The following is a 24818-nucleotide window of genomic DNA, read 5'->3' as shown; positions in this document are numbered from 1 at the left end:
GCGAGCGCCGCGGCCCTCCTCATCCCGACCATTCGATCCCCTTCCCTTCTGTCTCTGCAGGAAAAAGGGGCCCGGCCCGCAGGCCGAGCCCCCGTGCATGCCGTTCCCGCGAGCCCCTACTCGCGGCGGCGGCGGAAGTGCGCGCCGCCCGCGACGGCGGCCGCTCCCGCGAGCGCGATGCCCGCGGCCATGGCGGCAGCCGGGTCGCCGGTCTGCGGCAGGTCGGACTTCCCGTTAGACCCGGCGGTCTCCATCGAGGCCTGCTGCTTGGTGCCGTTGCCGTCGTTGTCGTTCACGACGCCGGTGCCCTGGTCGCCATCGGCAGCGGGCTTGTCCCAGCCCATCTGCTTGGCCAGGCGGTCGTAGGCGTCCTGTGCCATGGCGAGGTCGGCGAGCTTCTCGGCGAGCTCCTGCTCGGTCACGCCGGCGCGCTCGGAGGCCTCCTCGTAGGCGGCACGGGCGGCGTCGAGCTCGCCCGCGGCCTTGTCGAGGGCGTCCTTCTTCGCCTGATAGGCGTTGTGCGCCTCGGCTGCGGCCTGGGCGACCGCGGGGCTCGCGGTCGCGACCTTGAGGCCGTTTACCACGATGTCCTCGGCCGTCTGCTGGGCGAGCACGGCCTTCCAGGCGGAAGCGAGCTCGGTCTGCTCAGCGATGGTCGCCTCGAGCTCCTTGATGGACTGCTGGAGCGCGGCCTGCTCGTTCTCGATGCGCTCGAATTGCGCAAGACGTTACATTATCTTCTGAAACATATAGCGCACCTTGTCCAGGCGGCTGTTTGGACGGCGGGGCTGGATGACTGGCTTGCCGACAGCGGCCTGATACCCTTTCAGTTCTGTAAGGCATACGCTCTGCCCGTTGGTGTAAAAGGCCAGATCAGTACGGTATGCCTGTATACAGCGGGCGGGAATCTCGCCAGTAAAGACAACTTCATCCTTTTTTACCTGGACCGTTTCGATGGTGGCACAGTATTTCGGTGCATCATGATAAGCCCTGGAAAGATATTCCCGGGGCGCATAGAGGGTGAAGGAGAGATAAGGTTCCAGCAGTTGCGTCCCTGATTCCTTCAATGCCTGTTCCAATACAATCGGGGCCAATGAGCGGAAGTCCGCCGGCGTGCTGACCGGACTGTAATAAAGCCCGTATTCAAAGCAAATCTTACAGTCCGTTACGTTCCAGCCGAACAAGCCCTGCTCCAGCCCGTAACGGATACCATCCCTGACAGCGTTTTGAAAACTCTGGTTCAAGTATCCCAGCGAAACCCGGCTCTCGTATTGTACACCGGAGCCAAGCGGGAGTGGTGTAACAGACAGTCCGATGGATGCCCAAAACGGGTTGGGCGGCACCTCGATATGGATGGTGTGGCTGGCTGCTTTGAGCGGCCGCTCCATATAAATGACGGTGGGTTCCTTTACCACTGTTTCAAGCTTGTATTTTTCCGACAGCAAAGCGGAAACAACCTCCAACTGCACCCGGCCCAAAAAAGAAAGAATGATCTCATGGGTGATGGAATCCACCTCGCAGCGCAAAAGCGGGTCAGTATCCGCAAGTTGCGTAAGAGCGTCCAGCAGCCGTTCTCTTTGCGCTGCCGTTTTCGGCGCAATCGACGTCCGCAGCATGGGGAGGGGGTCCTCACGCCACCTTTTACGAGGGAGCCGGGTTGGGTCCCCTAATACATCGTTTAACCTCACGCTGTCGCTGGGAAGGATAACAATTTCACCCGGATAAGCGGTGTCTGTCCGAACAATTTCCCCTTTGGATGGAATACGCATCTCTGTGATTTTCAGCTTTTCTCTCCCGGCCAGGGCCACCGTATCCCGCAGGCGCAGCGTTCCGCTGTATAGCCGTAGATAGACACGCCGCTGGCCGCAATCTGTATACTCCACCTTGAAAACGCTGCCGCATAGGGCGGCGCTCCCCTGTTCCCCAATCGGTTGGAACAGCCCTGTCACCGCATCCATCAACGGTTGAATGCCAAGGCCCTTTTTGGCGCTGCCATAATAGACCGGGAACAGGGAGGCGTCTTGAACCCGCCGCTGTTCCTCCCGCACAAGTTTTTCCCGGCTGATTGGTTCTCCTGCGATTTACTTTTCCAATAATTTATCGTTATTTTCGATGACCGCATCCCATGCTTCTATGTCGGTATTTTCCTCCAGGACTATTTCCGGGGACAGCGACACCGTCTGCTTGATGATAATATCGGCGGAGAGCTTATCCCGAACAGACTGAACCACGCTCTGCAAATCAACGCCAGCCTGGTCGATCTTGTTGATAAAGATAACGGTGGGAATGTTCATTTTCCGCAGGGCATGGAACAGAATACGGGTCTGGGCCTGCACGCCATCTTTAGCGGAGATCACCAAGATGGCCCCATCTAAAACAGCCAAAGAGCGGTACACCTCCGCCAAAAAATCCATGTGGCCGGGCGTATCCACAATGTTGACTTTACATCTGTGCCACTGGAAGGAAGTGACTGCCGCTTGAATGGTAATCCCACGCTGCCGCTCCAAAAACATGGTGTCCGTCCTCGTTGTCCCTTTTTCGACGCTCCCCGGTTCTGAAATGGCTCCGCTGGCATATAGCAGGCTCTCCGTCAAGGTCGTCTTTCCAGCGTCTACATGGGCAAGAATTCCAATATTGATTATTTTCATGTGATTGTCCTCCCTTTACTGCCCCGAAGGGCATAAAAATCCCCAGCAGTAAAATACTTTTACCACTGGGGATGATAATTTGCGGACATACTCATATACAGCATACACCTGTTTGTGAGTGCTGTTTTTGGGGATATGTCAAAATTGATAAGGCAAAAGTATTCTTAAATTGGGTACAAAAAACTAAGCCCCTACAAAAGGGACTATCATAATCCTTTGTTCCCACTATTTGATTATAGTTTTATTTAAGAATACCTTGCCGCATATTTTTTACTCCTTTTCTGGGATTGAATTATTATATCACATCAGTTTTAGGAAAACAAGTATCTAAAAGAAATTTTTCTTCCCCTTATATGTAACAATCATACCGGCTTCCTAACGTTCAGAATGGTTTCTACTGTCTGCTGCGGTGTTTGGTTGGAATTGTCCAGCCAAAAGCCGATCCGTGGTGTTGTCTGCATTTTACTAAATACAAATTCAATGTATACAGAAAGAAATATATAAGGAGTGGGAGGGATTCCGCCGTAGTCGGCATTGTAGGAAAATCCAAAAGTTTAGATTTTCTCAAAATGCTTATCTTTTGGTCTTTGGTTCGGAATAGTGTAGTGCTGGCGGTCTATCTATTGTTTTCGGTTGCTTGCTTCTTTACCGTACATGAGCATTGTCGCCGGTCATGTTGTTCTGGGCGTGGCCTTGGTGCGTTGCGGACCAGTTGGTCTGGAGCATCGAGATGGCCATGAGGTTGATGGACACCTGGATGGGGTCGAGGCCCGCCTGCTTGCGCAGCTCGTTGCAGCGCGAGATGATCTCAAGCGACGCCTTGACATTGTCGAGGTCGGTGGCGTCGCCCTTAGTTCCGACATGGGTGTAGTCGGAGAGCATCGAGCCATCCGCGAGGTCGAACTCAAACAACGGGCCACCTGTGCCGGTGAGGATGTGATAGGCGACGTTCAGGTACGATACGGGGCTCGTGATATCACCGGAGCCTGCGAACTTGCCGTCATACCACTTGAGGAAGTCGACGAAGTCGTCGACGGCCTGCTCGGTGCCCTGGTCGATCTGGGACTGGAGCTCGTCGATCTGCTTCTGCACCTCGGCGATCTGGGTGTTGAGGCCGTCGACCGTTTTCTGTGCGGCCTCGAGCTCGCCACGGGCGGTCTCCTCAGCGCTCTGCGCGGCGGTGAGCTCGCCGCTCAGGCGGTCGTGCTCTTCCTGCCATGCGATCTGGGCGTCCCCGAGGTCGGCGAGCGCGTCCTCGGCGGCCTTGAGCTCGCCGTTGGCGGCGGTGAGGGCCTCATTCGCCTCGGTCTGGTCGGCCTTGGCCTCGGTCACGGCGTCCTCGTAGCCACTAAGCTCGTCCTCGAGCGCGTCGATCTCGCCGGGGATGGCCTCGATGCGGGCGTTGGCGGCATCGAGTTCGTCCTGTGCGGCGGTCACGGCGGCCTCGGCGTCGGCGATGGCCGCATCAGCCTCGGCCTTGGCCTCATCGCCCGCGTTCGCGACGGCGTCGTCGTAGGCGGCCTGCTCGGTCGCGAGTGCGGCCTCAGCGTCCATCACGGCCTGCTGTCCGGCGGCGAGGTTGGCCTCGGCGGTCCCGACGGCGTTCTCAGCGTCAGCGAGCTTTCCCTGGGCGGCGCTGACGGCGCCATTGGCGGCGCTGAGCGCGGCCTGCGCGGAGTTGTTCTGGTCCTGCGCGTTTGCGAGTGCGGACTCGGCTGCGTCGAGCGCGGAGCGGTCGACCGTGGAGGGGTCCTCGGCCTCAGCGCATGCGGCATCATAGGCAGCTTTGGCGCTGTCATAGGTGGCCTGCGCGGACGCGAGCGCGGCCGCGGCGGTGTCGGCTGCGGACTGCGCGCCCGGAAGGGCGGCGTTGGCAGCGTCGAGCTCGCCCTGGGCGGAGGTCACAAGGGCGTTGGCGTCAGCCACGGCCTGCTCGAGGCCGGCGATGGCGCCCTGCTTGGTCGCGAGGTCGGACTCGGCAGCGTCGAGCTTGTCCTTGGCGGTGGCGAGGATGTCGCCCTTGATGGCCTCGACGGCGGAGGTGTAGTTGGCGCGGGCGTCCTCGAGCTCGGCGTTAGCCGCGTCGACGGCGCTCTTGAGGCCGGGCAGGGACTCTTCGAGGCTCGTCTTCTCGCCAGTCTTGTCGGCGATTTCGCCGTTCAGGCGGTCGACCTCAGCCTCAGCGGCGTCCACGGCGTTCTCAGCATCCTGCTGCGTCTTGAGGGCGTCGTCGTAGGCCTGCTTGGCCGCCTCGTAGTCACCCTGGAGCTCGTCGATGTTCGAGGAGTCCAGGAACTCGTCGAGGGCGGCCTGCGCCTCCTCGAGCTTCTCGTTGGCTTTATCAAGGGCGGTCTGCTTGTCGGCGGCGTTTTTCTCTGCGTCCTCGAGGTCGCCGGTGAGGCCGTCGAGCTCGCCCTGGGCGGCGTCGCGGTCGGCCTGCGCCTTCTCGGCAGCCTCCTGCGCGGCCGTGAGCTGGTCGACGAGGGCCTGCGCCTGGGTCTCGAGCTCGGCGATGGCGGCGGCGTCGGCGGCGTCGTAGGTGCTCTCAGCAGAGGTAACGGCGTTGCCGGCGCTGGTCTCGGCGGTCTGCGCATCCGCGTTGGCGGCGGCAGCGGCGTCGGCCGCGGCCTGCACCTCGGCGAGGAGCGCCTTGGCCTCCTCGAGGGTCATCTCGACCTCGCCGTTGGCGGCGGCGATGAGGCGCTGGGTTGCCTCGGAGTAGTTCGTCTCGGCGATGAGGCGGTGGATCTCGTCGGACGCGGTGGTGGTGCCGTCAGTGGCGCCCGCGGCGATGGCCGCGGCGGGCGCGAGTGCGCTCGGGGCGACCATGGCGCCGACGAGGCCGGCGGTGATGACGGGCTTTGCATTGAAGATTGGCAGCTTCATCTTCTCACGTTCTTTCATGTGCTTGGGCTGGTACTTGCGCTTCATGGCACTCCTTCGACGTCGGGCTCCCCCGTATTGTGTTCAGGTGGTTAACGATTAAGAACCATGGTTAATAATAACAAACCAAGGTCGCATTACAAGCAATTACGCTCGTGAAATGGACAAGACGGAGCGCCGAGAGCGGCTAGGAAACAACATCAAAAAGAGGCGAATCGCTGCGGGCCTCACCATGCGCCAGTTCGCGGACATGGCGGGGACCTCCCACACCTACCTTTGGCAGGTGGAGACGGGGCGCGTCGGCATCGGGTTCGACATGCTCTGCAAGTTCGCCGACGCCCTCGGCATCGAGGTTCGCGAGCTCATCGACTTTTAATTGCTTGACCCTTCGCGTGGCGAGTCCTAACCTCAACCGCATGGACAACAGCACGAGAAGACGGCTCCTCGGCCGGAGGATCAGGGCCCTGCGCGTGGAGGCCGGGCTCACCCAGCGCGAGCTCGCACTCATGGCCGGGACGAGCCAGTCGCACCTGTGGAACATCGAGAGGGGCTCGGTGAACACCAGCTTCGACCTCATCTGCCGCATCGCGGAGGCGCTGGACGCCCCCGCGCGCGACCTCTTCGACTTCTAGGCCTCCTCCCCGGCATCGTCTCGAACGGCCTCATCGAGCTCCATGGCGATGCTCGCCGCGTTCGCTATCCCCGCCACGTAGCCGCGCAGCCACGCGACGTCGCGGGTGCCGCCGTCGTCTGGCGACGAGACGGCGGCGAGCTCGTCGAGCAGGGCGGACACCAGCAACCCGTATCCGCTCGGCCTCCCCGGCTGAAGTTCCTGCGCGCTGATGCTTGAGTCGACCATTAGAGTAACCCCTCCTCATCTGCCTCGGTGTAGTATGCGTACTCGGGATAGAAGCCCGGGTCGTCGTACGCCTCCTCGATTTCGCCGACCGTCATGCGCGCCACCTCGCCCCAGGCGTACTGGCCGTTGCCGGCGAGCATCCACGCCTTGGGCCACCATGCGGGGTACCTCGACCAGACCTCGTCCCAGTCGGACTCGCTCATATAATCGGCGCAGTCGTTCAGCCGGTAGACGCCCTCGTAGGGCTGGAAGCGCTCGCGTATCCTGCCGCGCAGCTCCGAGCTCACCTCCTCGATCGCCTCGAGGGCGGCCTCGCCAATCGGCACCATGGCTCCGTCCATCCGCTGCTCCCTTCTCTCGAATCCGCCCTTGCCGGATGCAAGCGCGCTTGCTTCCGGCTTGATTGCCGGATCGCCGGAGGGCGCGGGGCGTCAACGGCCTTCGGGAAGCCTTCGTGTGCCGGGCATGACATCGTTGATGCCCGCCGCAAAGTCGACGGCACATGACGGGCGGTGGCTCCATCGCCTAGAGCGTGCATATCTCCCACGCCGCGGGCATCCGGTCGTGCACGCCCGCCTCGGCGTTCTCGAGCGCCTGCACCATGCGCTCGACGCACTCGCAGAGCTCGTGTGCGACGTAGAGCGCGCGCAGGTCGACGCTCGCCTTCGTCCATGTCGGCAGGGAAATGCCGAGGTCGGCGTCGACGCAGGTCGCGTTCCACGATGCGGCGTAGTCCTCAATGTTGATGTAGGCATCGCTCCAGTACCGCATGAGCAGGGCGAGCCGCAGGTCATCTCGGTCGCCGTGCCGGTCGTAACGGCGCTTCGCGATGAGGTACGCGCGGTTCATGATCTGAACGCCGTGCTCGGATCGCTGCGAGCTGAAGTCATAGCCGGAAAAGTCCAGCGTGCGAATCTCTGAACTGGTGGTTTCATCGTTCATCAGGGTCGTCCTTCCTCATCGGTTTCCGTGTAGTGGGCGTACTCCGGTTCGAACGCCGGGTCGGCGTACGCGGCCTCGATCTGCTCGACGGACATGGCGCTCACCTGCGCAGATGTGTGCTGACCGTTGTCTGCGAGCAGCCACGCATGCATCCACCAGAGCGGATATGCCGCCCAGGTGTTCAGCCAGTCTTCCTCGGAGACGTACTCGCCGAAGTCGTTGATTCGGTAGACGCCCTCGTAGGGCTCGAACTGGTCGCGCACGCAGGAGCGCAGCTCGTCCGTCACGGCGAGGATCTGCTGCATCACGTCGGCTCCTATCGCAGACATGCTCACCACCATCCGTTCTCGTCGCACTGCCGGAAGTACTCGCGGCGGGCGTCCTCGTAGGCGCGAAGCGTCTCCTGCGGATAGCCGAGGTCGCGCAGGTAGGACAGCCCGCCCTTCCCGTCGTCGTACTCGACGGTGCCGAAGCACGAGACCACGTCCCAGTCGGCCTGACCGTTGATGTGGTACTCGTGGTTGCCCATCTCGTAGAGGAACGCCGCGAAAGCGAAGTCGTAGGTCGCCATGCGTTCTGTGAGCTCCTGAGTTTGGCGCTTAAGCATGTCTTTCAGCTCGCCCACGTCGGATCGGCGCATATAGCCGCCGGGTGCGAAGCGCACGAGGTCGTCGGGCGTGCAGCCGAGGCGTCGCATGCCCTCCTCGAGCTGCTTATTGGAGAACGCCCAGATGGTGTCGAGCTCCGAGAACTCGCGCTGGAAACGCTCTTTGAGCTTCGTGTACGTGGATGCGGTGACGGTCGCGGACATGGTTAGGCCTCCTTCGCGATGAGGACGGGCGCGAGCTGCACGATGTACGCGCGCTGACCGAAGTTGCCGTAGCTCGTGTCCCCGATGACGGTCGCGTAGCCCTGCTGGACGAGGGCGTCGAGGTAAACGCGCCGGTCATAGGGCACGAACGCGCAGCCTTGGGGCAGGGCGTCGTCGAGGTTGACCGTGAGGTCGTCCCACAGCTCCTCCTCGGCGAGGTCGTACAGCATCACCGCAGGTCGGTCGCCCATGACGTAGCGGTCGAGCACGGGCGTGAGGGTCGGCGTATCGGGCACGTCGATCTGGATCGAGGTCACGATGGCGGGCATGAGGGCTCCTTTCGGGCGGGGACACGGGTCGTGGGTTCACCCGTGGCCCCGCGCGCACGTGCGGGGCCTGCCTCGGAAAAAGAAACCCGCGAGCCGGGTGCGGCTCGCGGGTGCGATGGTCGGGCGGGACGCTGAGCTGCGGTTACGCCGTCTGCTCGGCCGTGCGGGTGCGCCAGTCGAGCTCCTCGACGACGACCTCGACCTTGGAGCGGCGCACGCCTTGGCGATCCTCGTAGGAGGACTGACGGAGACGTCCCTGCACCGAGACGTAGGTGCCCTTCATGAGGTACTGGGCGAGGGCGTTCGCGCGGCGTCCGAAGAGCACGAGGTCGATGTAGTTCGGGCGGTCGGCGTAGGTGCCGTCTTCCTGACGGGCGCGCTCGTTGACGGCGACGGTGGCGCTGAGCACCGGGGTGCCTGACTTGGTGGCTCGGAGCTCGGCGTTTGCAGTGAGGTTGCCGGAGATGGCGGCGGTGTTAATCGACATAGTGGTTCCTTCCTGCTGGGATTGAGGCCTGACGCAGAAGAAACCGTGGCTCGAGACGATAGTCGCGGGCCTTGAATGAGGGCGCGTTGAACAAGAACGATCAAACCATGTACGTATAATGTCGCGATTATGTACCGTGTGCAAAACTCAAACAAACTATTTCTATAACCTTTACGGTATTTGTACACACTATATAGTCGATGTTAAGTAGAACGATAGAAAACTATATAGTGACTGTATAGTAGACCGGCTTTTTGGTAAAATGATACACAACAGGGAGATCTCTCGTGGAAGGGGTCGCCAAATGACCAAACACCCCAACAGCAAGCACGCGCCGACCGTGTCGGTCGTCAACCAGAAGGACAGCGTCGGCAAGTCGTTCATCGTCACGAACAACCGCGCGGACGACCAGCAGAAGCTCGAGGGGCCGCAGAGCGAATATGTGCCGTTCATGTTGTCCATCACACCCGAGGACAAGGCGCGCGTCAAGGCATGGGCGCGCGAGGATCGCGTGCGCATGGCTGCTGTCATCCGCAGGCTGATAGAGCAGGAGGCCGTCATGCGCGACATCGCGGAGCGCGACGGCATCACCTCGGCCGCCGTGTTCAAGCGCATGGTCGAGCGCGACGAGCGCGCGTGGAAGCGCCGGAAGAAGTAAGCAGCGTGCTGAGCAGCACAAACGAGCTATAACCGTGCCACATACGAGAGGAGCCACCATGAAGGACTACGTGCCCATGCTCGCGAAGTCGAAGGTCAAGGAGCTCGGGTTCTCCGATAAGCTCATCGACGAGCTGCTGCCCGAGCCCGTGCTGAGGCCCAACCCGCATCACGTCAGCGGCCCTCCGATGAGCCTGTGGAAGGAGGCCGACGTCGAGCAGGCTATGGAAACAGAGGTGTTCAAGGCGCACATCGCGAAGCGCAACGCGATGCGCGAGAAGCGCCAGGCCGCTGCGAAGAAGGCCGTCGAGACGAAGCGGAAGAACCTGCTCGAACATGTGCGCTCCATCATCCCCGAGATCGAGGTTGACGATGACTGGACGGAGAAGGAGCTTCTCGAGGCGGGGCGTCAAAGCAAGCACGATTACGAGGTCTTCGTGCTCGGTCACTACGGCGATACGTCGTTCCTCTGCACCGACCCGCGCACGTTGCAGCGCTGGGCCGTGAACTTCGTGCGGCACAGGCTCACGCGCTACGAGGTCGAGTTGGACGACATGGCCGGCAAGACCGGGTGCTCCGAGGCGCACAACCTCTATCACGACGCGGTGAACCAGAAGATCGCGGAGACCTACCCCTTCCTCAGGAAAGAGTGCCGCAGGCAGCGGTGCACCGTGTCAGATCCCGAGCTCATTCGGGAGTATTACATGAAGTGGGACGCGAAGAAGTAGCTTTAGCGACCACAGGCTGATGAAGAGCGCCCGCTTCCGGTACACGTCGGGGCGGGCGTTTTTTCGTCGCGACCCACACCCTTTCGGGCACACAGAAGAAAAAGCGAAGCCGCACCGCGCAGCCAGGGCCGCGCGCCCGGCCTGCTCTGCACACTTCAGTGTTCAAGGTGTGTAATGTGTACACGGAAACGTTTTAGGCTATCTACCTGCGGAAACAGTGGTTTTAACATGGTTTATAAGCATGTTTCAAAAAATAGGGTGTACCTAAAGGTGTACGGCTAATTCCGCAGGTAAAACTATATAAAACAGCTCTCAAGTACACTTTACACACCTTGTGAGATATATAAAGGGTAGTTTTTGTTCCCGAGGGGGGCATTCGCTTCTTCTTGGTGGTCTCTAGGGGTTGGCGGGGTGAAGCGCCTATATTAAAGAATCGCCCGCAGGGTGTGCAAGGTGTACATAGACCTTGTTTGTGCTTGTTTACCTGCGGAAGCAGCTACACATATAGGGTGTACACGTAGGCATGCAGGGTGTGTGCCGTGTACACCGGGGCGTACACGGCACATCCTTCTACGTGTGTTTGAAAGTCGTAGTAAAAAACTCGCCCGCAGGGTGTGTAAGGTGTACACGACCGTTCTTTTCGGTGTTTTACCTGCAAAAATACCCAACACACCCGGGGTGTACACGGCGCTCTCAGGGTGTGCAGGGTGTACCGGAGGGTGTACACAGGTGTGCGAGCACACCCTCGCGTGCGCGTGTGTCAAGGTGCCCCGCTCCCGGGTACACACCTTGAATACCCACCTGCCGCGGAACGCGAAGACGGCGGCGGCTGCCCAGTCTGCGGACATGTCGCGCGCGACGCCGAAGCCGAGGAGTAAGGCCGCTACCATGTGTGCCCGAACCGTTCGGTCTGGGTGTGCGAAAAACAGGGGTACCGAACGTGCGTTTGATACCCCTGATGTACATACAAACGTACATACAACTTTGATTATAGAAGAAAAAAGCTCGGAGTTTTTAGGCTCCGAGCTGGACTTTTGGTCGCGGGGGCAGGATTTGAACCTACGACCTCCGGGTTATGAGCCCGGCGAGCTACCAGACTGCTCCACCCCGCAATGTCTGGATGCGCCTGTGCGCAAGAAGAAACAATACGCCCTTCGCGGATGAATTGCAAGGCGAAAGCGCGCGAATGTGACGATGTCTCCACAAAAGGTTGCCGATGTGGCGATGGGGAGGCTGTCCGAACGCCGGCCTGCCCACGCCAGCAGCTCCGCGCCGACCTCGCCCCGCCCTGCGCGCCGATGCACCCGCCCTACCACTTACGCCCCGCCCTCCGCCCTGCGCGCTGCCCACGCCCCCGCTCCCACCCAAGTTCTGGCGTTATAAAGTAGATACCAGTTTGCTGGCAGCCTGGCTCACCCCGCTTGTTACACTCTTGCCCATGCGGCCGCCGACACCTCGCGCACCCGCGAGCGCGACCGACCCAGGACACTGCGCGAAAGGATACGCCCATGTGCGGAATCGTTGGTTATACCGGAAGCGAGCAGGCGAAGGACATCCTCATCGGGGGCCTCAAGCGCCTCGAGTACCGCGGGTACGACTCCGCGGGCGTCGCGCTCGAGCGGGGCGACGGCGCGGGACTCGACGTCTTCCGCCGTGTGGGCAAGGTCTCCGGCCTCGAATCCGAGCTCGAGCACCTCGACTGCGACTCGACGTGCGGCATCGGCCACACGCGCTGGGCGACGCACGGCCGCCCCTCCGTGGCCAACGCGCACCCGCACTCGAGCTGCGACGGCTGCATCTCCATCGTCCATAACGGCATCATCGAGAACTTCGCCGAGCTGCGCGAGGAGCTCGAGGGCCGCGGTCACCGCTTCACGAGCGACACCGATACCGAGGTGTTCGCCCACCTCATCGAGGAGGCGTACGAGGGCGGCAACGGCAAGCCTGGCTCGCACGACCTGCTCGCGGCCGTGCGCGAGGCGTGCACGCACGTGATCGGCGCCTACGGCATCGCCGCGATCTGCGCCGACGAGCCCGGCGTCATCGCCGTCGCGCGCAAGGACAGTCCCATCGTCATCGGCCAGGGCGCGACCGGCTGCTACGTGGCCTCGGACGTCATCGCGCTCATCGACGCCACGCGCGACGTCGTGGTGCTCGAGGACGGCCAGTTCGCGCGCCTCACGCCGGAGGGCGTCACCTACACCGACGCCGAGGGCGCCCCCATCGAGCCCGCCATCACGCACATCGATTGGGACATCGACATGGCGGAGAAGGGCGGCCACCCGGACTTCATGATCAAGGAGATCCTCGAGCAGCCGCGCGTGGTGCGCGACACCCTCGTGGGGCGCCTCACGGGCACCGGCGAGCTCGACATCGACGAGCTCGGCCTCACCTACGAGGAGCTCGACCTCATCGACCGCGTCTACGTGATCGCCTGCGGCACGAGCTACCACGCCGGACTCATCGCCAAGAACCTCATCGAGGCCTGGGCGCGCATCCCCTGCGAGGTCGAGGCGGCGAGCGAGTTCCGCTACCGCAACCCCATCATCACGCCCACGACGCTCGTCGTCGCCGTGTCGCAGTCCGGCGAGACGGCCGACACTCTTGCCGCCATTCGCGATGCGCGCATCAAGGGCGCCAAGGTGTTCGGCATCACGAACGTGGTGGGCAGCCCCGTGGCGCGCGAGAGCGACGGCGTCATCTACACGAAGGCGAACAAGGAGATCGCGGTCGCCTCGACGAAGAGCTTCATCGGCCAGGTGGTGTCGCTCACGCTGCTGGCGCTGCTGCTCGCGCAGGTGAAGGGCAAGATGAACACCCGCCAGGTGAAGCTGCTCTTCCACGAGCTCGGCGACACGGCCGAGCAGATCCAGTGGATCTTCGACACGCAGCAGGAGGCCATCCACGAGGCCGCGCTCGCGTGCAAGGACGCGCATTCGGCGCTCTTCGTGGGACGTGGCATGGGCGCGGCGATCAGCTACGAGGGCGCGCTCAAGCTCAAGGAGATCAGCTACCTGCACGCCGAGGCCTACGCGGCGGGCGAGATGAAGCACGGCCCCATCGCGCTCATCGACCCCGGCTTCCCCGTCATCGCGGTGACCACGAAGAGCCCGGTGTACGACAAGACCGTCTCGAACCTCAAGGAGTGCGAGGCGCGCGGCGCGAAGATCATCGCGGTGGCCACGGAGGGTGACGAGGACATCAAGCAGATCGCCGACCACGTGATCTACATCCCGCCGGTGCGCGACGCGTTCTCGCCCATCACGGCGACGGTGCCCCTGCAGCTTCTGGCGCGCGAGGTGGCGCTCATGCGCGGGTGCGACGTGGACCAGCCGCGCAACCTCGCCAAGAGCGTGACGGTGGAGTAAGCGCGGGGAGGGCTGTCGCGCGGGGTATCGCGCCGCCGCGGGCTGCCGTGCCATCGTTACGGGGGAGCCACAAACTTGTTCACTGAGCGTCCGTGGCCGCTGCGGTTCCGGGCGCTCTGTGTGGAGAAACTGCAAACGCGTCCGCGCGAGGCGCGCGTCATTTCCGCCCACCCCGCGCTCCGCGCCGCCCACCTAATTGAGCGAATGGTTCGCCGGCATCACGGGTTTACTAAAACCAGACGACTTATTGGCCGGCGCTCACGGGCGCCTGATGCAAGGGAGGACATCATGGGACTCAAGGCTGAGGAGGCGCTCGAGACGGACTTCGAAGGGTTCCTGGGGTACCTGCGCTCGAAGACGCGTGCGTTCATGGACGTGGATGATGGCCAATACTACATCACCCACACCGATGGATACTGGCGTGTGCAAGATTGCACCCAGCTGAACGACAAGGGTCGCTTTACGGATTGCTCCGAGCTGGTACCGACCATGTCCGAACTGATCGAGCTGCCGTGGCACGATGGCAAGAGCATCCACGATCTCTTCCCCGATGCGACGTTCTACGAGTCCATCCAGGAGGGCTGGTCGCTCTAGCGGCTGCGTTCGATGACGTGCTCACGCGGCGGGCGCCTCATTTGGGGTGCCCGCCGCGTTGTTTGCGCACGTTTGGCGTCCACTGAGCGCCTGCGGAGCGGTTCAAGTGGGCCCTCAATTCCCAAAGTGAGCGAAACGAACGTTTAATAAGGGGGTAGCCGAGTAGCCGGCAAACGGGCAACCCGGCTACCTGCGCTTTTGTTGGCGCGTGACCCCGTGCTACTTCCGGGGGTGCCTATAAACCGCTCGTTTCGCTCAATTTGGGAAATGACGCCGCCTCGATGTTGACGATAATCCGAAATCGGACTAAACTGGCGGCGGAATCGAACCTAAAGGCGCGCGGAGGTGATGGTTTCGATGGAACGGGACATGACGGACGGGCTGGGCAGCTCGCCGATCGAGCTCGACCTGCTCTACAACGAGATCGACAAGCTCTACCACGCGTACGCGCGCGGCTGCGGCCTCTCCGATTGCGCGTACTGGATGCTCTACGACCTCGTGCTCGCAGGCGGCGAGCTGCCGCTCGCGCGGTTCACGACCTCGTGGTCGTACAGCAAGCAGACCGTCAACTCCGCGCTCAAGAGCCTGCAGGCGAACGGCCTCGTCGAGCTCGCGTTCATGGAGGGCAGCCGCAAGAGCAAGCTCGCGCGGCTCACGGACGCGGGCCACGCGCTGTCCCAGGAGCGCATCGAGCCCGCCATCGAGGCTGAGCGCCGCGCGTTCGAGACGCTGGACGAAGAAGAGCGCCGCACCCTCATCCACCTGGTCCAACGCTATGCCGTCGCGCTCGAGGAGCAGATCAGCACGTGCGCGCCGAACGCTCCGAACACCTAGCCGCGCCGCACGAAGATCCGCTCGAAGCCCAGGCTGACTCCCTCTTCAAGACCCCCGCTTCGGAACAGCCCCGAGGCGGGAACCGAGAACAAGGAACGGTGCTCCATGAGGATGCTCCTGCATTTTCTGAAACCCTACAAGCTGCAGGCGTTCGCCGTGCTCGCGGCGCTCGCCGTGAACCTGCTCGGCGTGCTGCTCGTGCCCACGATCCTCGCGAACATGATCAACATCGGCGTCTCCTCGCGCGATTTCGACTACATCATCGAGCAGGCGCTCTTCATGCTCACGGCCGCCGTGCTCTCGGGCGCGGGCGCGTTCGTGTCGAACTACTTCTGCGCGGACCTCGCCACCAAGGTGGGGCGCGACATCCGCAACGCGGTCTACGAGGCGTCGCTCAGGTTCTCCGGCGGCGACTTCGAGCAGTTCGGCACCGGTTCCATGATCACGCGCACGCTGGGCGATGTGAACGTGATTCAGCAGGCCATCACCATGACCATCCAGATGATGCTGCCCGTGCCGTTCGCCGCGGTGATCGGCGTGGCGCTCGCGTGGTCCATCGACGAGCAGATGGGCATGATGCTCGCCTGCTTCATCCTTGTCGTGGCGATCATCGCGGTGGTCACAGTGAAGAAGGCGGCCGTCATCTTCCAGAAGCTGCAGCGCTTCATCGACCGCATGAACGTGCGCCTGCGCGAGAGCATCACGGGCGCGCGCGTCATTCGCGCCTTCGGCAAGGAGGAGGCCGAGCGCGAGAGCCTCGACGAGGCCTTCTCCGCCTACGCGGACAGCGCCATCAAGGTGAACTGGCTTTTCGCGACGTTCGACTGCTCGTCGTTCTTCATCATGAACCTCGCCGAGGTCGCCGTCATCTGGCTCGGCGGCAACCGCGTGGGCGCGCACGCCATGCAGATCGCGTCCATCTCCGCGTGCGTGGAATACGCCATGCTCATCCTGTTCTTCCTCATGATGGCGCAGATCTGCGCGCTCACGCTGCCGCGTGCCCTCGTGTGCCTCGAGCGCTGCCGACAGGTGATCGAGTGCCCGCTGAGCATCGCGGACGGCGCGGGCACGGAGCTGGCGCCGGCGCAGGACATCGTCGCGCACTTCGGCAACGCGTCGTTCCGGTTCGCGGACGCGAGCGAGGACACGCTGCACCACATCAACTTCTTCTGCCGCCGCGGCACCACGACGGCGATCATCGGCCCCACCGGGTCGGGTAAGTCGACCATCGCGAAGCTGCTGCTGCGCTTCCACGACGTGAGTGACGGCGCGGTCGAGGTGTGCGGCACCGACGTGCGCGACCTCACGCAGCGGGCGCTGCGGACGCGCATCTCGTACGTGCCGCAGAAGGCATGGCTGTTCAGCGGGACGATTGCCGAGAACCTGCGCTACGGCAAGCCCGACGCCACGGACGAGGAGCTGTGGCACGCGCTCGACGTGGCGCAGTCCGGCTTCGTGCGCGAGCTGCCCGACGGCCTGGAGACGCGCGTCGCGCAGGGCGGCACGAACTTCTCCGGCGGCCAGCGGCAGCGCCTCTCCATCGCGCGCGCCCTGGTGAAGCCCGCCGACCTCTACATCTTCGACGACTCGTTCAGCGCGCTCGACTTCAAGACCGACGCCGCGCTGCGCCACGCGCTCGCGACCGAGGTGGCGCACGCCGCGGTGCTCATCATCGCGCAGCGCATCAACACGATCGTCTCCGCCGACCAGATCATCGCGCTCAAGGACGGCTGCATCCAGGGGCTGGGCACGCACCGCGAGCTCATGCGCTCGTGCGCGGCGTACCAGGAGATCGCCCGCTCCCAGCTGCGCGCGGAGGAGCTCGAGGAGCTGCTGGGCGTGGACGTGGAGCTCGAGGCGGACGAGGTAGACGTGGCAGATGTGGCGGACGTGGCGACCGAGGCTGGCACCGCGGCCACGGCGACCGACGCGCCTGCCGCGACGTCTGCGGAAGGCGGCGCCCCGGCCGCGGAAGCCCCGGCCGTGAAGGGAGGTGAGTAGCCATGTCGCGCGAGAACGAGACCAAGAACCTCGAGGAAGTCGAGGCCATGGAGCTCATCGAGCGGGCGCAGGCCCAGCTCGACGGGATCGACGCCGCCAAGGGCGCTGACGCCGCCGGGAGCGCCGGTGCCGCCGGGGCCCCCGGCTCGCCCGATGCTCCCAGCGCCCCCGACACCGACGCGGAGGTGCCGCGCGACGCGTTCGGCGTGGTGCGCCGCCTGTGGACGGTGTCGAAGGGCGAGCACTGGCGCTTCGCCGTGGTGCTCGTGAGCATCGTGTGCTACACCATCGCGCAAATCGCCGCGCCGGCGTACAGCGCGCACCTCATCGACCTGCTGTGGGCGAACATCCAGCGCGCCTTCGCCGCGGGTGAGGCGTTCAGCATCGGCTGGGACACCGGCGGGCGCGAGTGCCTCATCTTCCTGGGGATCTGGACGGTCGCCTGGGCGTTCTACACGCTGCAGGCGTTCACGATGGCGAGCTTCGCCGAGCGCCTCAACCTGAAGCTCCGCCGCGCCATCGCGCAGAAGCTCAACGTGCTGCCGCTGCGGTTCTACGACGCCAACAAGCCGGGCGACATCATGAGCCGCGCGACGAACGACCTCGACAAGGTGTCCGAGGTGCTGCAGCGCGGCCTGCTCTCCATGCTCATGGCGGTGGGGTCGGTCGTGGGCGCGATCATCATGATGCTGCGCTACAACGTCGTGCTCACGGCGGTCTTTCTGGCCTTCGCCGTGGCGGCGCTGCTCATGACGCGCCTCGTGGCGAAGCGGACGCTCGTCCTGGCCGCGCGCCAGCAGCATGCGGTGGGCGTGCTCACCGGACACGTCGAGGAGGCGTACTCCGGGCGCATCGTGATCCACGCGTTCAACCAGGAGCAGGAGAGCGCCGCGCGCATCCGCGAGGCCACGCAGCGGCTCGCCGACGCTATGCGCCGCACGGACTTCATGACGAACGTCGCCGGCCCCATGGTGCGCTGCCTCGTGCGGTTCTCGCAGGTCGCGCTCGCGCTGCTGGGCACAGGCTTCCTCATCGCAGGTCGCCTCACCATCGGCACGCTGCAGGCGTTCTTCCAGTACGTGAACACCGCCGCCGAGCCGCTCACGCAGTTCTCGCTCACCATGAACCAGCTGCAGAGCGCGCTCGCCGCCGTGGAGCGCGTCTTCGACATCCTCGACGAGCCGGAGATCGAGCCCGACCCGGCCCACCCGGCGCGCGTGCCGCAGCCGGTGCGCGGGCGCGTGGCCTTCGAGCACGTGCGCTTCGGCTACGACCCCGACCGCCCGCTCATGCGCGACGTGAGCTTCGTGGCCGAGCCCGGCCAGAAGGTGGCCATCGTGGGCGCGACGGGCGCCGGCAAGACGACGCTCATCAACCTGCTCATGCGCTTCTACGAGATCGACGGCGGCCGCATCACGCTCGACGGCGTGGACACGCACGCCATGACGCGCGCGGACCTGCGGCGCAATTTCGGCATGGTGCTGCAGGACGCCTGGCTGCGCGAGGGCACCATCGCCGAGAACATCGCGTACGGCTGCGACGGCGCGACGCGCGACGAGATCATCCAGGCGGCGAAGACCGCGCAGGTGGACTTCTTCGTGCGCACGATGCCTCACGACTACGACACGGAGCTCGCGAACGACGCGGAGAACATCAGCCAGGGCCAGCGGCAGCTGCTCACCATCGCGCGCGTGCTGCTCGCGAACCCGTCGATTCTCATCCTGGACGAGGCGACGTCGAGCGTGGACACGCGCACGGAGCGAGCGATCGTCGCGGCGATGGAGGCGCTCACGAGCGGGCGCACGAGCTTCGTGATCGCGCACCGGCTCTCGACCATCGTGGACTCCGATCTTATCCTGGTCATGGACCACGGCACGATCATCGAGCAGGGCACGCACGAGGAGCTGCTCGCCGCGGGCGGCGCCTACGCGGAGCTCTACAACTCGCAGTTCGCGTAAGGTGCGCAGCGCGGGGTGCCCAGCGAGGGGCGCCCGGCGCGGCCGCCGCGCGGGCTGCGCGCCGCCGCTCCCGGCGCGATTGGCGGAATCGAACGGGTTCGTTCCCTGGGCGAGCCCGTTTTTCATGGCCCGGTTCGATTTTTTGGCGAGAAATTTCAGATATGCACGATGGAGCGACCTCCGGGCGCGCCCAGACGCCCCGCGGCGCGCCGGTTCGGGATGGGCAGTTCCCGCAATCCTGGGGTTTTGCTGTCGCGACCCATCGCGCCCGTGCCCAAACGGCTGCTCGGACACGCGTACATCGTGCATATCTGAAAAAACTCGCCAAAAAAAGCGCGCCGTGAAGAAAAAACGCGGCCGACGTGCCCGACGCAGCCCGCTGCACAGCAAACAGGACGCTTGCCAACGGGAACGACACCCGCCCCGCTGCCAAGCGCCCCGCCTCGCCGGCGCGTGAGGCCCCGGCTACAGCGTGTCCGGGTTCTCGCCGGTCATGGGAATCGGCTTGTCCGGCTCGCGCAGGCTCGTGAGCGCGGTGTAGTCACCGCCCGCCGTGGTGGGCTTCATCTCGCCCGGCGCGAACCAGTCGAGCGCGCAGTCGATCCAGGCGTTCCAGAACGGCCACTCGTGCCCGCCGATCTCGGGCTCCCAATAGGTCACGTCGAAGCCGTTGGCGCGCAGGAGCCCTGCGAAGTCGCGGTTGCTCTGGCAGAGGTTGTCGCTCTCGCCGCACGCGATGTAGAAGCGCGGCTTCTGCAGGTCGGGGTTGTCGCGGAAGCGCTCGGCGAGGGCCTCGTAGTCCTTCTCCGACCCGATCACCGTGTCGAGGTCGCCGAAGAACCGCTCGTAGTAGCGGCGCTTGCGGGGTGAATGCGAGTCGACGGCCTCGAGGATGCGGTCGCGCATGAACGTGCCGGAGAGTGCGATGATGCTGCCGAAGCGGTCCGGGCGCAGCAGGCCGTTGATCACGGCGGTGTACGCGCCGATGGAGATGCCGGCGAGCGCGGTGTCCTCGCGCTTGCGCGAGAGCGGGAACAGGTGCCGCGTGACCTCGATGAGCTCCTCGCTGATGAACTTGCCGTGCCACTCGTTGATCTCGGGCTTGTTGAGGTAGAGGCCGTCGGCGCCGGAGGGCATGATGAGCGCGATGTCGCGCGCCTCCGCCGTCTCGACCACGTGGGTCTTGTCGATCCAGTCGACGTCGCGGCCGAAGAGACCGTGCAGCAGGTAGACGGTGCGGTACGGGCCGCGCCTGCCCTTCGCGCGCTTGTCGCCGTCCATCTTGTCGACGGGAATCACGGCGGTGAGCATGACGTTGCGCTTGAGGTAGTTCGAGTAGAAATCGGCGCGGAGCAGAGCCATGGGTTCCTCCTTCGATCGGGGCGGACGGGACTAGGGCGGGTTGGGGATGGGTTGGTTGGGGACGTGTTCCATCCAACCCCTTGTTAAGAAATCGACGGAACCTGCGAGATCGAATGAGCCCAATGGGTTGGATGGAACACGTCCCCAACCAACCCATCAATCCATTCTTACCCGAGTGGGAGCCAGTCGAGCGCCTGCGGCAGGGCGACGTTCCAGAAATCCCAGTCGTGGCCGCCGGGCATCTCGTGCGCCTCGACGTCGATCCCCGTGTCTCTAAGACGGGTAGCGAGCTCCCGGTTGGGCGCGGCGAGCGGGTCGCTCGACCCCCACGCCATGAACACGCGCGGCCGCGGGCGGTCGCAGTACACCACGTCGGCCGCCAGCCGGCGCGGGTCCTTGTCGCTGTCCACCACCGCGTTGAGGTCGCCGAAGACCGACTCGAGGAACGGGCGGCTCAGGAAGAAGAGGTCGTCGGACACCACGCTGTTGAAGTCGCCGACGAGCATGGCCGAGGAGAGCGCGATGATGCAGCCGAAGTTCTCGGCGTACTTGAACCCGTTGCGCAGCGCCCCGTAGGCGCCCATGGAGATGCCGCCGATGAAGGTGTCCTCGCGCCGCCGCGAGAGCGGGAACATGCGCCGCGCGACCTCGACGAGCTCCTCGCCCACGAACCGGCCGTAGTAGTTGTGCGCGTCCGGATGGTCGAGGTAGAACGCGTTGTACCCCGACGGCATGACCACGGCGAGCCCACGCTGCTCCGCCCAGGTGCGGATGCGCGTCTCCGAGATGAAGTCGCGGTGGTTGCCCGACATGCCGTGGAGCAGGAACAGCGTCTTGAACGGCGGCTGCTCCGGCAGGTAGGGCGTGCGCTCCCAAGCCGCGGGGTCGTTGCGACGCAGGGTGTCGAGCGCGAGCGCGGCCCCGTGGTCGTCGATGGGCAGGATCACGTCGAGCGTGGTGGTGCGCATGAGGGACGGCGAATAGTAATCGACGCTCAGTCGGGCCATACAGCCTCCTTATGGTTCGCGTTGCCGCATCCATCAAGTATACATCGCCACGCCTGAGCAGGGAAAACCCAGCACCCGGCATAAGGGTATCATCTATACCATTATCACTTAGAAAATCTTATATAGAGAGACTTAGATTTGTGTATAGAGAAGCCATCCTGCGGAAACAATAGGCTCGATAGGAGATACGCCGCTCCGTAGAGCGGCAATAGCACGTCTCGCGAGACCGCCCCGGTGGGCGGGCATCCATCCCTGCGATGCCCGCGCCCGCGGCGGGCGTCGCGGGGCGAGAGAGGGGATTCCCTATGAGAATCGACAAGCTGGCAATGACCTCGAAGGAGGCGCTGCAGACCGCCATCGGCATCGCGAGCGATGCCCAGGCCGGTGCCGTTGAGCCCGTGCACCTGCTCGCGGCGCTGCTCGGGGCAGGCGAGCGCAACATCTCGGTGATCGTCGAGCGCATCGGCGCGGATCCGGCGCAGCTCGCGCGCGCCGCGCAGGAGGTCATCGACCGCGCGCCCAAGGTGACGAGCGGTGTGACGCAGATGGGGCTCTCGAACGACCTCGTCCGCGTGCTCGACCGCGCCGAGAAGCTCGCCGCGAAGATGGAGGACAACTTCGTGGTGACCGAGCACCTGCTCATGGCCCTCGCCGAGGACAAGGGCGAGGCCGGCCGCCTGCTCAACGACGCCGGCGTCACGCGCGAGCGCGTGGAGGAGGTCTACCAGGAGCTCCGCGGCGACAGCCGTGTGACCTCGGAAGACGACAAGATGCAGTTCGAGGCGCTCGAGCAGTACGGCCGCAACGTGTGCGACCTCGCGCGCGCCGGCAAGCTCGACCCGGTGATCGGCCGCTCTGACGAGATCCGCCGCACCATCCAGGTGCTCAGCCGCCGCACCAAGAACAACCCCGTGCTCATCGGCGAGCCGGGCGTGGGCAAGACCGCCATCGTGGAGGGCATCGCCCAGCGCATCGTGGCGGGCGACGTCCCGAGCACCCTGCGCGACAAGGACCTCATCGAGCTCGACATGAGCGCGCTCGTCGCCGGCGCCAAGTACCGCGGCGAGTTCGAGGACCGCTTGAAGGCCGTGCTCAAGGAGGTCGAGAAGTCCGAGGGCCGCGTGATCCTGTTCATCGACGAGCTGCACACCATCGTGGGCGCGGGCGCCACCGAGGGCTCCATGGACGCCGGCAACATCCTGAAGCCGGCGCTCGCCCGCGGCGAGCTGCACGCCATCGGCGCGACGACCCTCGACGAGTATCGCAAGTACATCGAGAAGGACGCCGCCCTCGCGCGTCGTTTCCAGACGGTCATGGTGGGCGAGCCCAGCGTGGAGGACACCATCTCCATCCTGCGCGGCCTCAAGGAGAAGTACGAGATCTACCACGGCGTGCACATCACCGACGGCGCGCTCGTGGCGGCCGCGGACCTCTCCGACCGCTACATCTCCGACCGCTTCCTGCCCGACAAGGCCATCGACCTCGTGGACGAGGCGGCCAGCCGCCTGCGCATGGAGCTCGACTCCATGCCGGCCGAGATCGACGCCACCGAGCGCCAGCTCACGCAGATGCAGATCGAGGAGCAGGCGCTCATGAAGGAGTCCGACGACGCGAGCCGCGAGCGCCTGGAAGCGCTGCGCCAGGAGATGGCCGACGTCCAGGAGCGCCTCGACGTGCAGAAGGCCGGCTGGCTCAACCAGAAGAACGCCATCGACCGCGTGCAGGAGCTCAAGGGCGAGCTGGACGAGGCCCGCAGCGAGGAGGAGCGCGCCACGCGCAACGGCGACCTCGCCCGCGCGAGCGAGCTGCGCTACTCGGTGATCCCCGGCCTCGAGCGCGAGATGTCGGCCGCCGAGGAGGAGGTCGAGGCGCAGAAGGACAAGGGCGGCGGCCTGAACGAGCAGGTGACCTCCGACGAGATCGCCGAGGTCGTGAGCGCGTGGACGGGCGTGCCCGTGTCGAAGATGATGCAGGGCGAGCTCGAGAAGCTGCAGGGCCTTGAGGACGAGCTGCACAAGCGCGTCATCGGCCAGGACGAGGCCGTGCGCGCCGTCGCGGCCGCCGTGCGCCGCAGCAGGGCGGGCCTCTCCGACCCGGACCAGCCCATCGGTAGCTTCTTCTTCCTGGGCCCCACGGGCGTGGGCAAGACCGAGCTGGCCAAGGCGCTCGCCGAGTGCCTGTTCGACGACGAGCGCGCGCTCGTGCGCATCGACATGTCCGAGTACATGGAGAAGTTCAGCGTCCAGCGGCTCATCGGCGCGCCTCCGGGATATGTGGGCTACGACGAGGGCGGCCAGCTCACCGAGGCCGTGCGTCGGCACCCGTACTGCGTCATCCTGCTCGACGAGATGGAGAAGGCGCACCCGGATGTGTTCAACGTGCTGCTGCAGGTGCTCGATGACGGGCGCCTCACGGACGGCCAGGGTCGCCAGGTGAGCTTCAAGAACACGATCATCATCATGACGTCGAACGTGGGCAGCCAGGCCATCGCCGAGTACGCCGGCAAGGACGAGGAGAAGCTCAAGGAGGCCGTGAGCGAGGCCATGCGCCAGACGTTCCGGCCGGAGTTCCTGAACCGTATCGACGACATCGTGGTCTTCCACCCGCTCGGCATGGAGCAGATCGAGCAGATCGTGGACATCCAGCTGGCGCACGTGCGCGAGCGCCTCGCCAAGCAGCGCATCACGCTCGAGATCACGCCCGCGGCCAAGCAGATGCTCGCGGTGGGCGGCCTCGATCCGGTGTACGGCGCGCGTCCGCTCAAGCGCCTTATCCAGAACGAGGTCGTGGACTGCGTCGCGCGCGCCATCATCGACGGCCGCGTGCGCGAGGGCGACGAGGTGACGGTCGACGTGGACATGGACGGCACGTTCTTCGTCTCGACCTCCGAGCCGCAGCCGGACTACGAGGTGCCCGAGGAGTAGGGCGCCCAGGGTTCGTGCGTGCAGCGTGCGCGGGGATCGGTGCGCACGGGAACGATTGATACCGCGGGGCGGTCTGGCAGGAAGCCGGGCCGCCCCGTCGCGTTTCCGCGGGATGCGCTACCCTAGAGCTGGTTATGAGGCGATTGCAGCGAGGAGGCTCTATGTCTGCGCAGAAGCAGCTGGATACGCGCGAGGATGCGGGCACCCCGAATCACGTGCGGGAATCTTCGAACGCGCGGCCAGGCGCCGCCGCTCCCGCCCCGCGCGACCCCTTCATCCGCGCGGAGAACGAGGACGATGACGGCTACGACCCCTATTCCGACCGCCGTCCCGAGCCGGAGCCGCTGTTCGAGCGCGATCCGTGGGATTGATCGGTTGCGGGAGCCGCTGCGGCGGACGTTTTCGGCGGCCCGCTAACCCAAACGA

General features: G+C 64.4%; 22 protein-coding genes, 1 tRNA gene and 1 pseudogene. 11 read left to right on the top strand and 13 right to left on the bottom strand.

Translation table 11 applies throughout. The features are described from left to right. Positions 1-116 precede the first annotated feature (116 nt). From BN423_RS09325 to BN423_RS09315, 3 genes and pseudogenes are all read right to left on the bottom strand, one after another. Entirely contained in the window at positions 117-614 is a 498-nt protein-coding gene (locus tag BN423_RS09325) for an LPXTG cell wall anchor domain-containing protein (protein WP_020424317.1), read from the bottom strand. Between the two features lie 114 nt (positions 615-728). Beyond that, positions 729-2648, bottom strand: a pseudogene (gene tet(W) / locus BN423_RS10885) (tetracycline resistance ribosomal protection protein Tet(W)). Between the two features lie 645 nt (positions 2649-3293). Then, on the bottom strand, positions 3294-5579 hold the full coding sequence (locus tag BN423_RS09315) for a coiled-coil domain-containing protein (RefSeq protein ID WP_019239983.1): 2286 nt from the start codon (positions 5577-5579) through the stop codon (positions 3294-3296). A 112-nt stretch (positions 5580-5691) separates the two neighbouring features. On the opposite strand from BN423_RS09315, the gene BN423_RS09310 reads away from it, so the two are divergent. Then, positions 5692-5907 (top strand): helix-turn-helix domain-containing protein, encoded by a 216-nt coding sequence (locus BN423_RS09310; protein WP_019127496.1) that lies wholly within the window; start codon positions 5692-5694, stop codon positions 5905-5907. A gap of 16 nt (positions 5908-5923) precedes the next feature. Beyond that, positions 5924-6163 carry a helix-turn-helix domain-containing protein gene (locus BN423_RS09305; RefSeq protein ID WP_232385558.1) on the top strand — a complete coding sequence of 80 codons (240 nt, stop codon included), beginning with the start codon at positions 5924-5926 and terminating at the stop codon, positions 6161-6163. Here BN423_RS09305 and BN423_RS09300 read toward each other — a convergent pair. The 7 genes from BN423_RS09300 to BN423_RS09270 all read right to left on the bottom strand — a co-directional run bounded on the left by BN423_RS09300 (position 6160) and on the right by BN423_RS09270 (position 8959). Next, positions 6160-6390, bottom strand: coding sequence for a hypothetical protein (locus BN423_RS09300; RefSeq protein ID WP_019239981.1), 231 nt, complete (start codon positions 6388-6390; stop codon positions 6160-6162). The genes BN423_RS09305 and BN423_RS09300 overlap by 4 nt on opposite strands. Next, positions 6390-6731, bottom strand: coding sequence for a hypothetical protein (locus BN423_RS09295; RefSeq protein ID WP_019239980.1), 342 nt, complete (start codon positions 6729-6731; stop codon positions 6390-6392). The genes BN423_RS09300 and BN423_RS09295 overlap by 1 nt, the downstream gene beginning before the upstream one ends. A 184-nt stretch (positions 6732-6915) precedes the next feature. After that, positions 6916-7332 carry a hypothetical protein gene (locus tag BN423_RS09290; RefSeq protein ID WP_019239979.1) on the bottom strand — a complete coding sequence of 139 codons (417 nt, stop codon included), beginning with the start codon at positions 7330-7332 and terminating at the stop codon, positions 6916-6918. After that, complete coding sequence (locus BN423_RS09285) at positions 7332-7661, bottom strand: hypothetical protein (protein ID WP_232385557.1); 330 nt, start codon at positions 7659-7661, stop codon at positions 7332-7334. Before BN423_RS09285 ends, BN423_RS09290 begins: the two co-directional genes overlap by 1 nt. Before the next feature lie 2 nt (positions 7662-7663). Then, positions 7664-8143, bottom strand: a complete 480-nt coding sequence (locus tag BN423_RS09280; protein ID WP_019239977.1) for a DUF7659 family protein — start codon at positions 8141-8143, stop codon at positions 7664-7666. A 2-nt stretch (positions 8144-8145) separates the two neighbouring features. Continuing rightward, positions 8146-8472, bottom strand: a complete 327-nt coding sequence (locus BN423_RS09275) for a hypothetical protein (protein ID WP_019239976.1) — start codon at positions 8470-8472, stop codon at positions 8146-8148. 142 nt (positions 8473-8614) lie between these two features. After that, positions 8615-8959: a single-stranded DNA-binding protein gene (locus BN423_RS09270; protein ID WP_019239975.1), complete on the bottom strand. Its 345-nt coding sequence runs from the start codon at positions 8957-8959 to the stop codon at positions 8615-8617. A gap of 304 nt (positions 8960-9263) precedes the next feature. Here BN423_RS09270 and BN423_RS09265 point away from each other — a divergent pair, with 304 nt between their 5' ends. Together BN423_RS09265 and BN423_RS09260 are read left to right on the top strand one after the other, a co-directional pair. Then, positions 9264-9617 carry a hypothetical protein gene (locus BN423_RS09265; RefSeq protein WP_019239974.1) on the top strand — a complete coding sequence of 118 codons (354 nt, stop codon included), beginning with the start codon at positions 9264-9266 and terminating at the stop codon, positions 9615-9617. A 58-nt stretch (positions 9618-9675) separates the two neighbouring features. Beyond that, complete coding sequence (locus tag BN423_RS09260; protein ID WP_019239973.1) at positions 9676-10344, top strand: hypothetical protein; 669 nt, start codon at positions 9676-9678, stop codon at positions 10342-10344. A gap of 1035 nt (positions 10345-11379) precedes the next feature. Here the strand turns inward: BN423_RS09260 and BN423_RS09255 are convergent. Continuing rightward, a tRNA-Met gene (locus BN423_RS09255) sits at positions 11380-11456 on the bottom strand. Positions 11457-11852: 396 nt separating this feature from the next. On the opposite strand from BN423_RS09255, the gene glmS reads away from it, so the two are divergent. From glmS to BN423_RS09225, 5 genes are all read left to right on the top strand, one after another. Continuing rightward, positions 11853-13712, top strand: coding sequence for a glutamine--fructose-6-phosphate transaminase (isomerizing) (glmS, locus tag BN423_RS09250; RefSeq protein ID WP_019239972.1), 1860 nt, complete (start codon positions 11853-11855; stop codon positions 13710-13712). A 288-nt stretch (positions 13713-14000) separates the two neighbouring features. Then, positions 14001-14306, top strand: a complete 306-nt coding sequence (locus BN423_RS09245; RefSeq protein WP_019239971.1) for a hypothetical protein — start codon at positions 14001-14003, stop codon at positions 14304-14306. 357 nt (positions 14307-14663) lie between these two features. Then, entirely contained in the window at positions 14664-15140 is a 477-nt protein-coding gene (locus BN423_RS09240; protein WP_232385556.1) for a MarR family winged helix-turn-helix transcriptional regulator, read from the top strand. A gap of 105 nt (positions 15141-15245) precedes the next feature. Then, entirely contained in the window at positions 15246-17141 is a 1896-nt protein-coding gene (locus BN423_RS09230) for an ABC transporter ATP-binding protein (RefSeq protein ID WP_019239968.1), read from the top strand. Between the two features lie 2 nt (positions 17142-17143). Further along, a complete protein-coding gene (locus BN423_RS09225) occupies positions 17144-19099 on the top strand; it encodes an ABC transporter ATP-binding protein (protein WP_019239967.1) in 1956 nt (651 codons plus the stop codon). Between the two features lie 465 nt (positions 19100-19564). Here the strand turns inward: BN423_RS09225 and BN423_RS09220 are convergent, their stop codons facing one another. Next, a complete protein-coding gene (locus BN423_RS09220; protein ID WP_019239966.1) occupies positions 19565-20461 on the bottom strand; it encodes an alpha/beta hydrolase in 897 nt (298 codons plus the stop codon). A gap of 167 nt (positions 20462-20628) precedes the next feature. Beyond that, entirely contained in the window at positions 20629-21468 is an 840-nt protein-coding gene (locus tag BN423_RS09215; RefSeq protein ID WP_019239965.1) for an alpha/beta hydrolase, read from the bottom strand. Positions 21469-21773: 305 nt separating this feature from the next. Between BN423_RS09215 and clpB the strand changes: the two genes are divergently transcribed. Together clpB and BN423_RS09205 are read left to right on the top strand one after the other, a co-directional pair. Next, complete coding sequence (gene clpB / locus BN423_RS09210; RefSeq protein ID WP_019239964.1) at positions 21774-24392, top strand: ATP-dependent chaperone ClpB; 2619 nt, start codon at positions 21774-21776, stop codon at positions 24390-24392. 161 nt (positions 24393-24553) lie between these two features. Further along, complete coding sequence (locus tag BN423_RS09205) at positions 24554-24763, top strand: hypothetical protein (RefSeq protein WP_019239963.1); 210 nt, start codon at positions 24554-24556, stop codon at positions 24761-24763. Positions 24764-24818: the final 55 nt, after the last annotated feature.

The organism is Enorma timonensis (assembly GCF_000321165.1).
Lineage (GTDB): Bacteria > Actinomycetota > Coriobacteriia > Coriobacteriales > Coriobacteriaceae > Enorma.
This window is presented reverse-complemented; position numbering and strand designations above follow the sequence as displayed.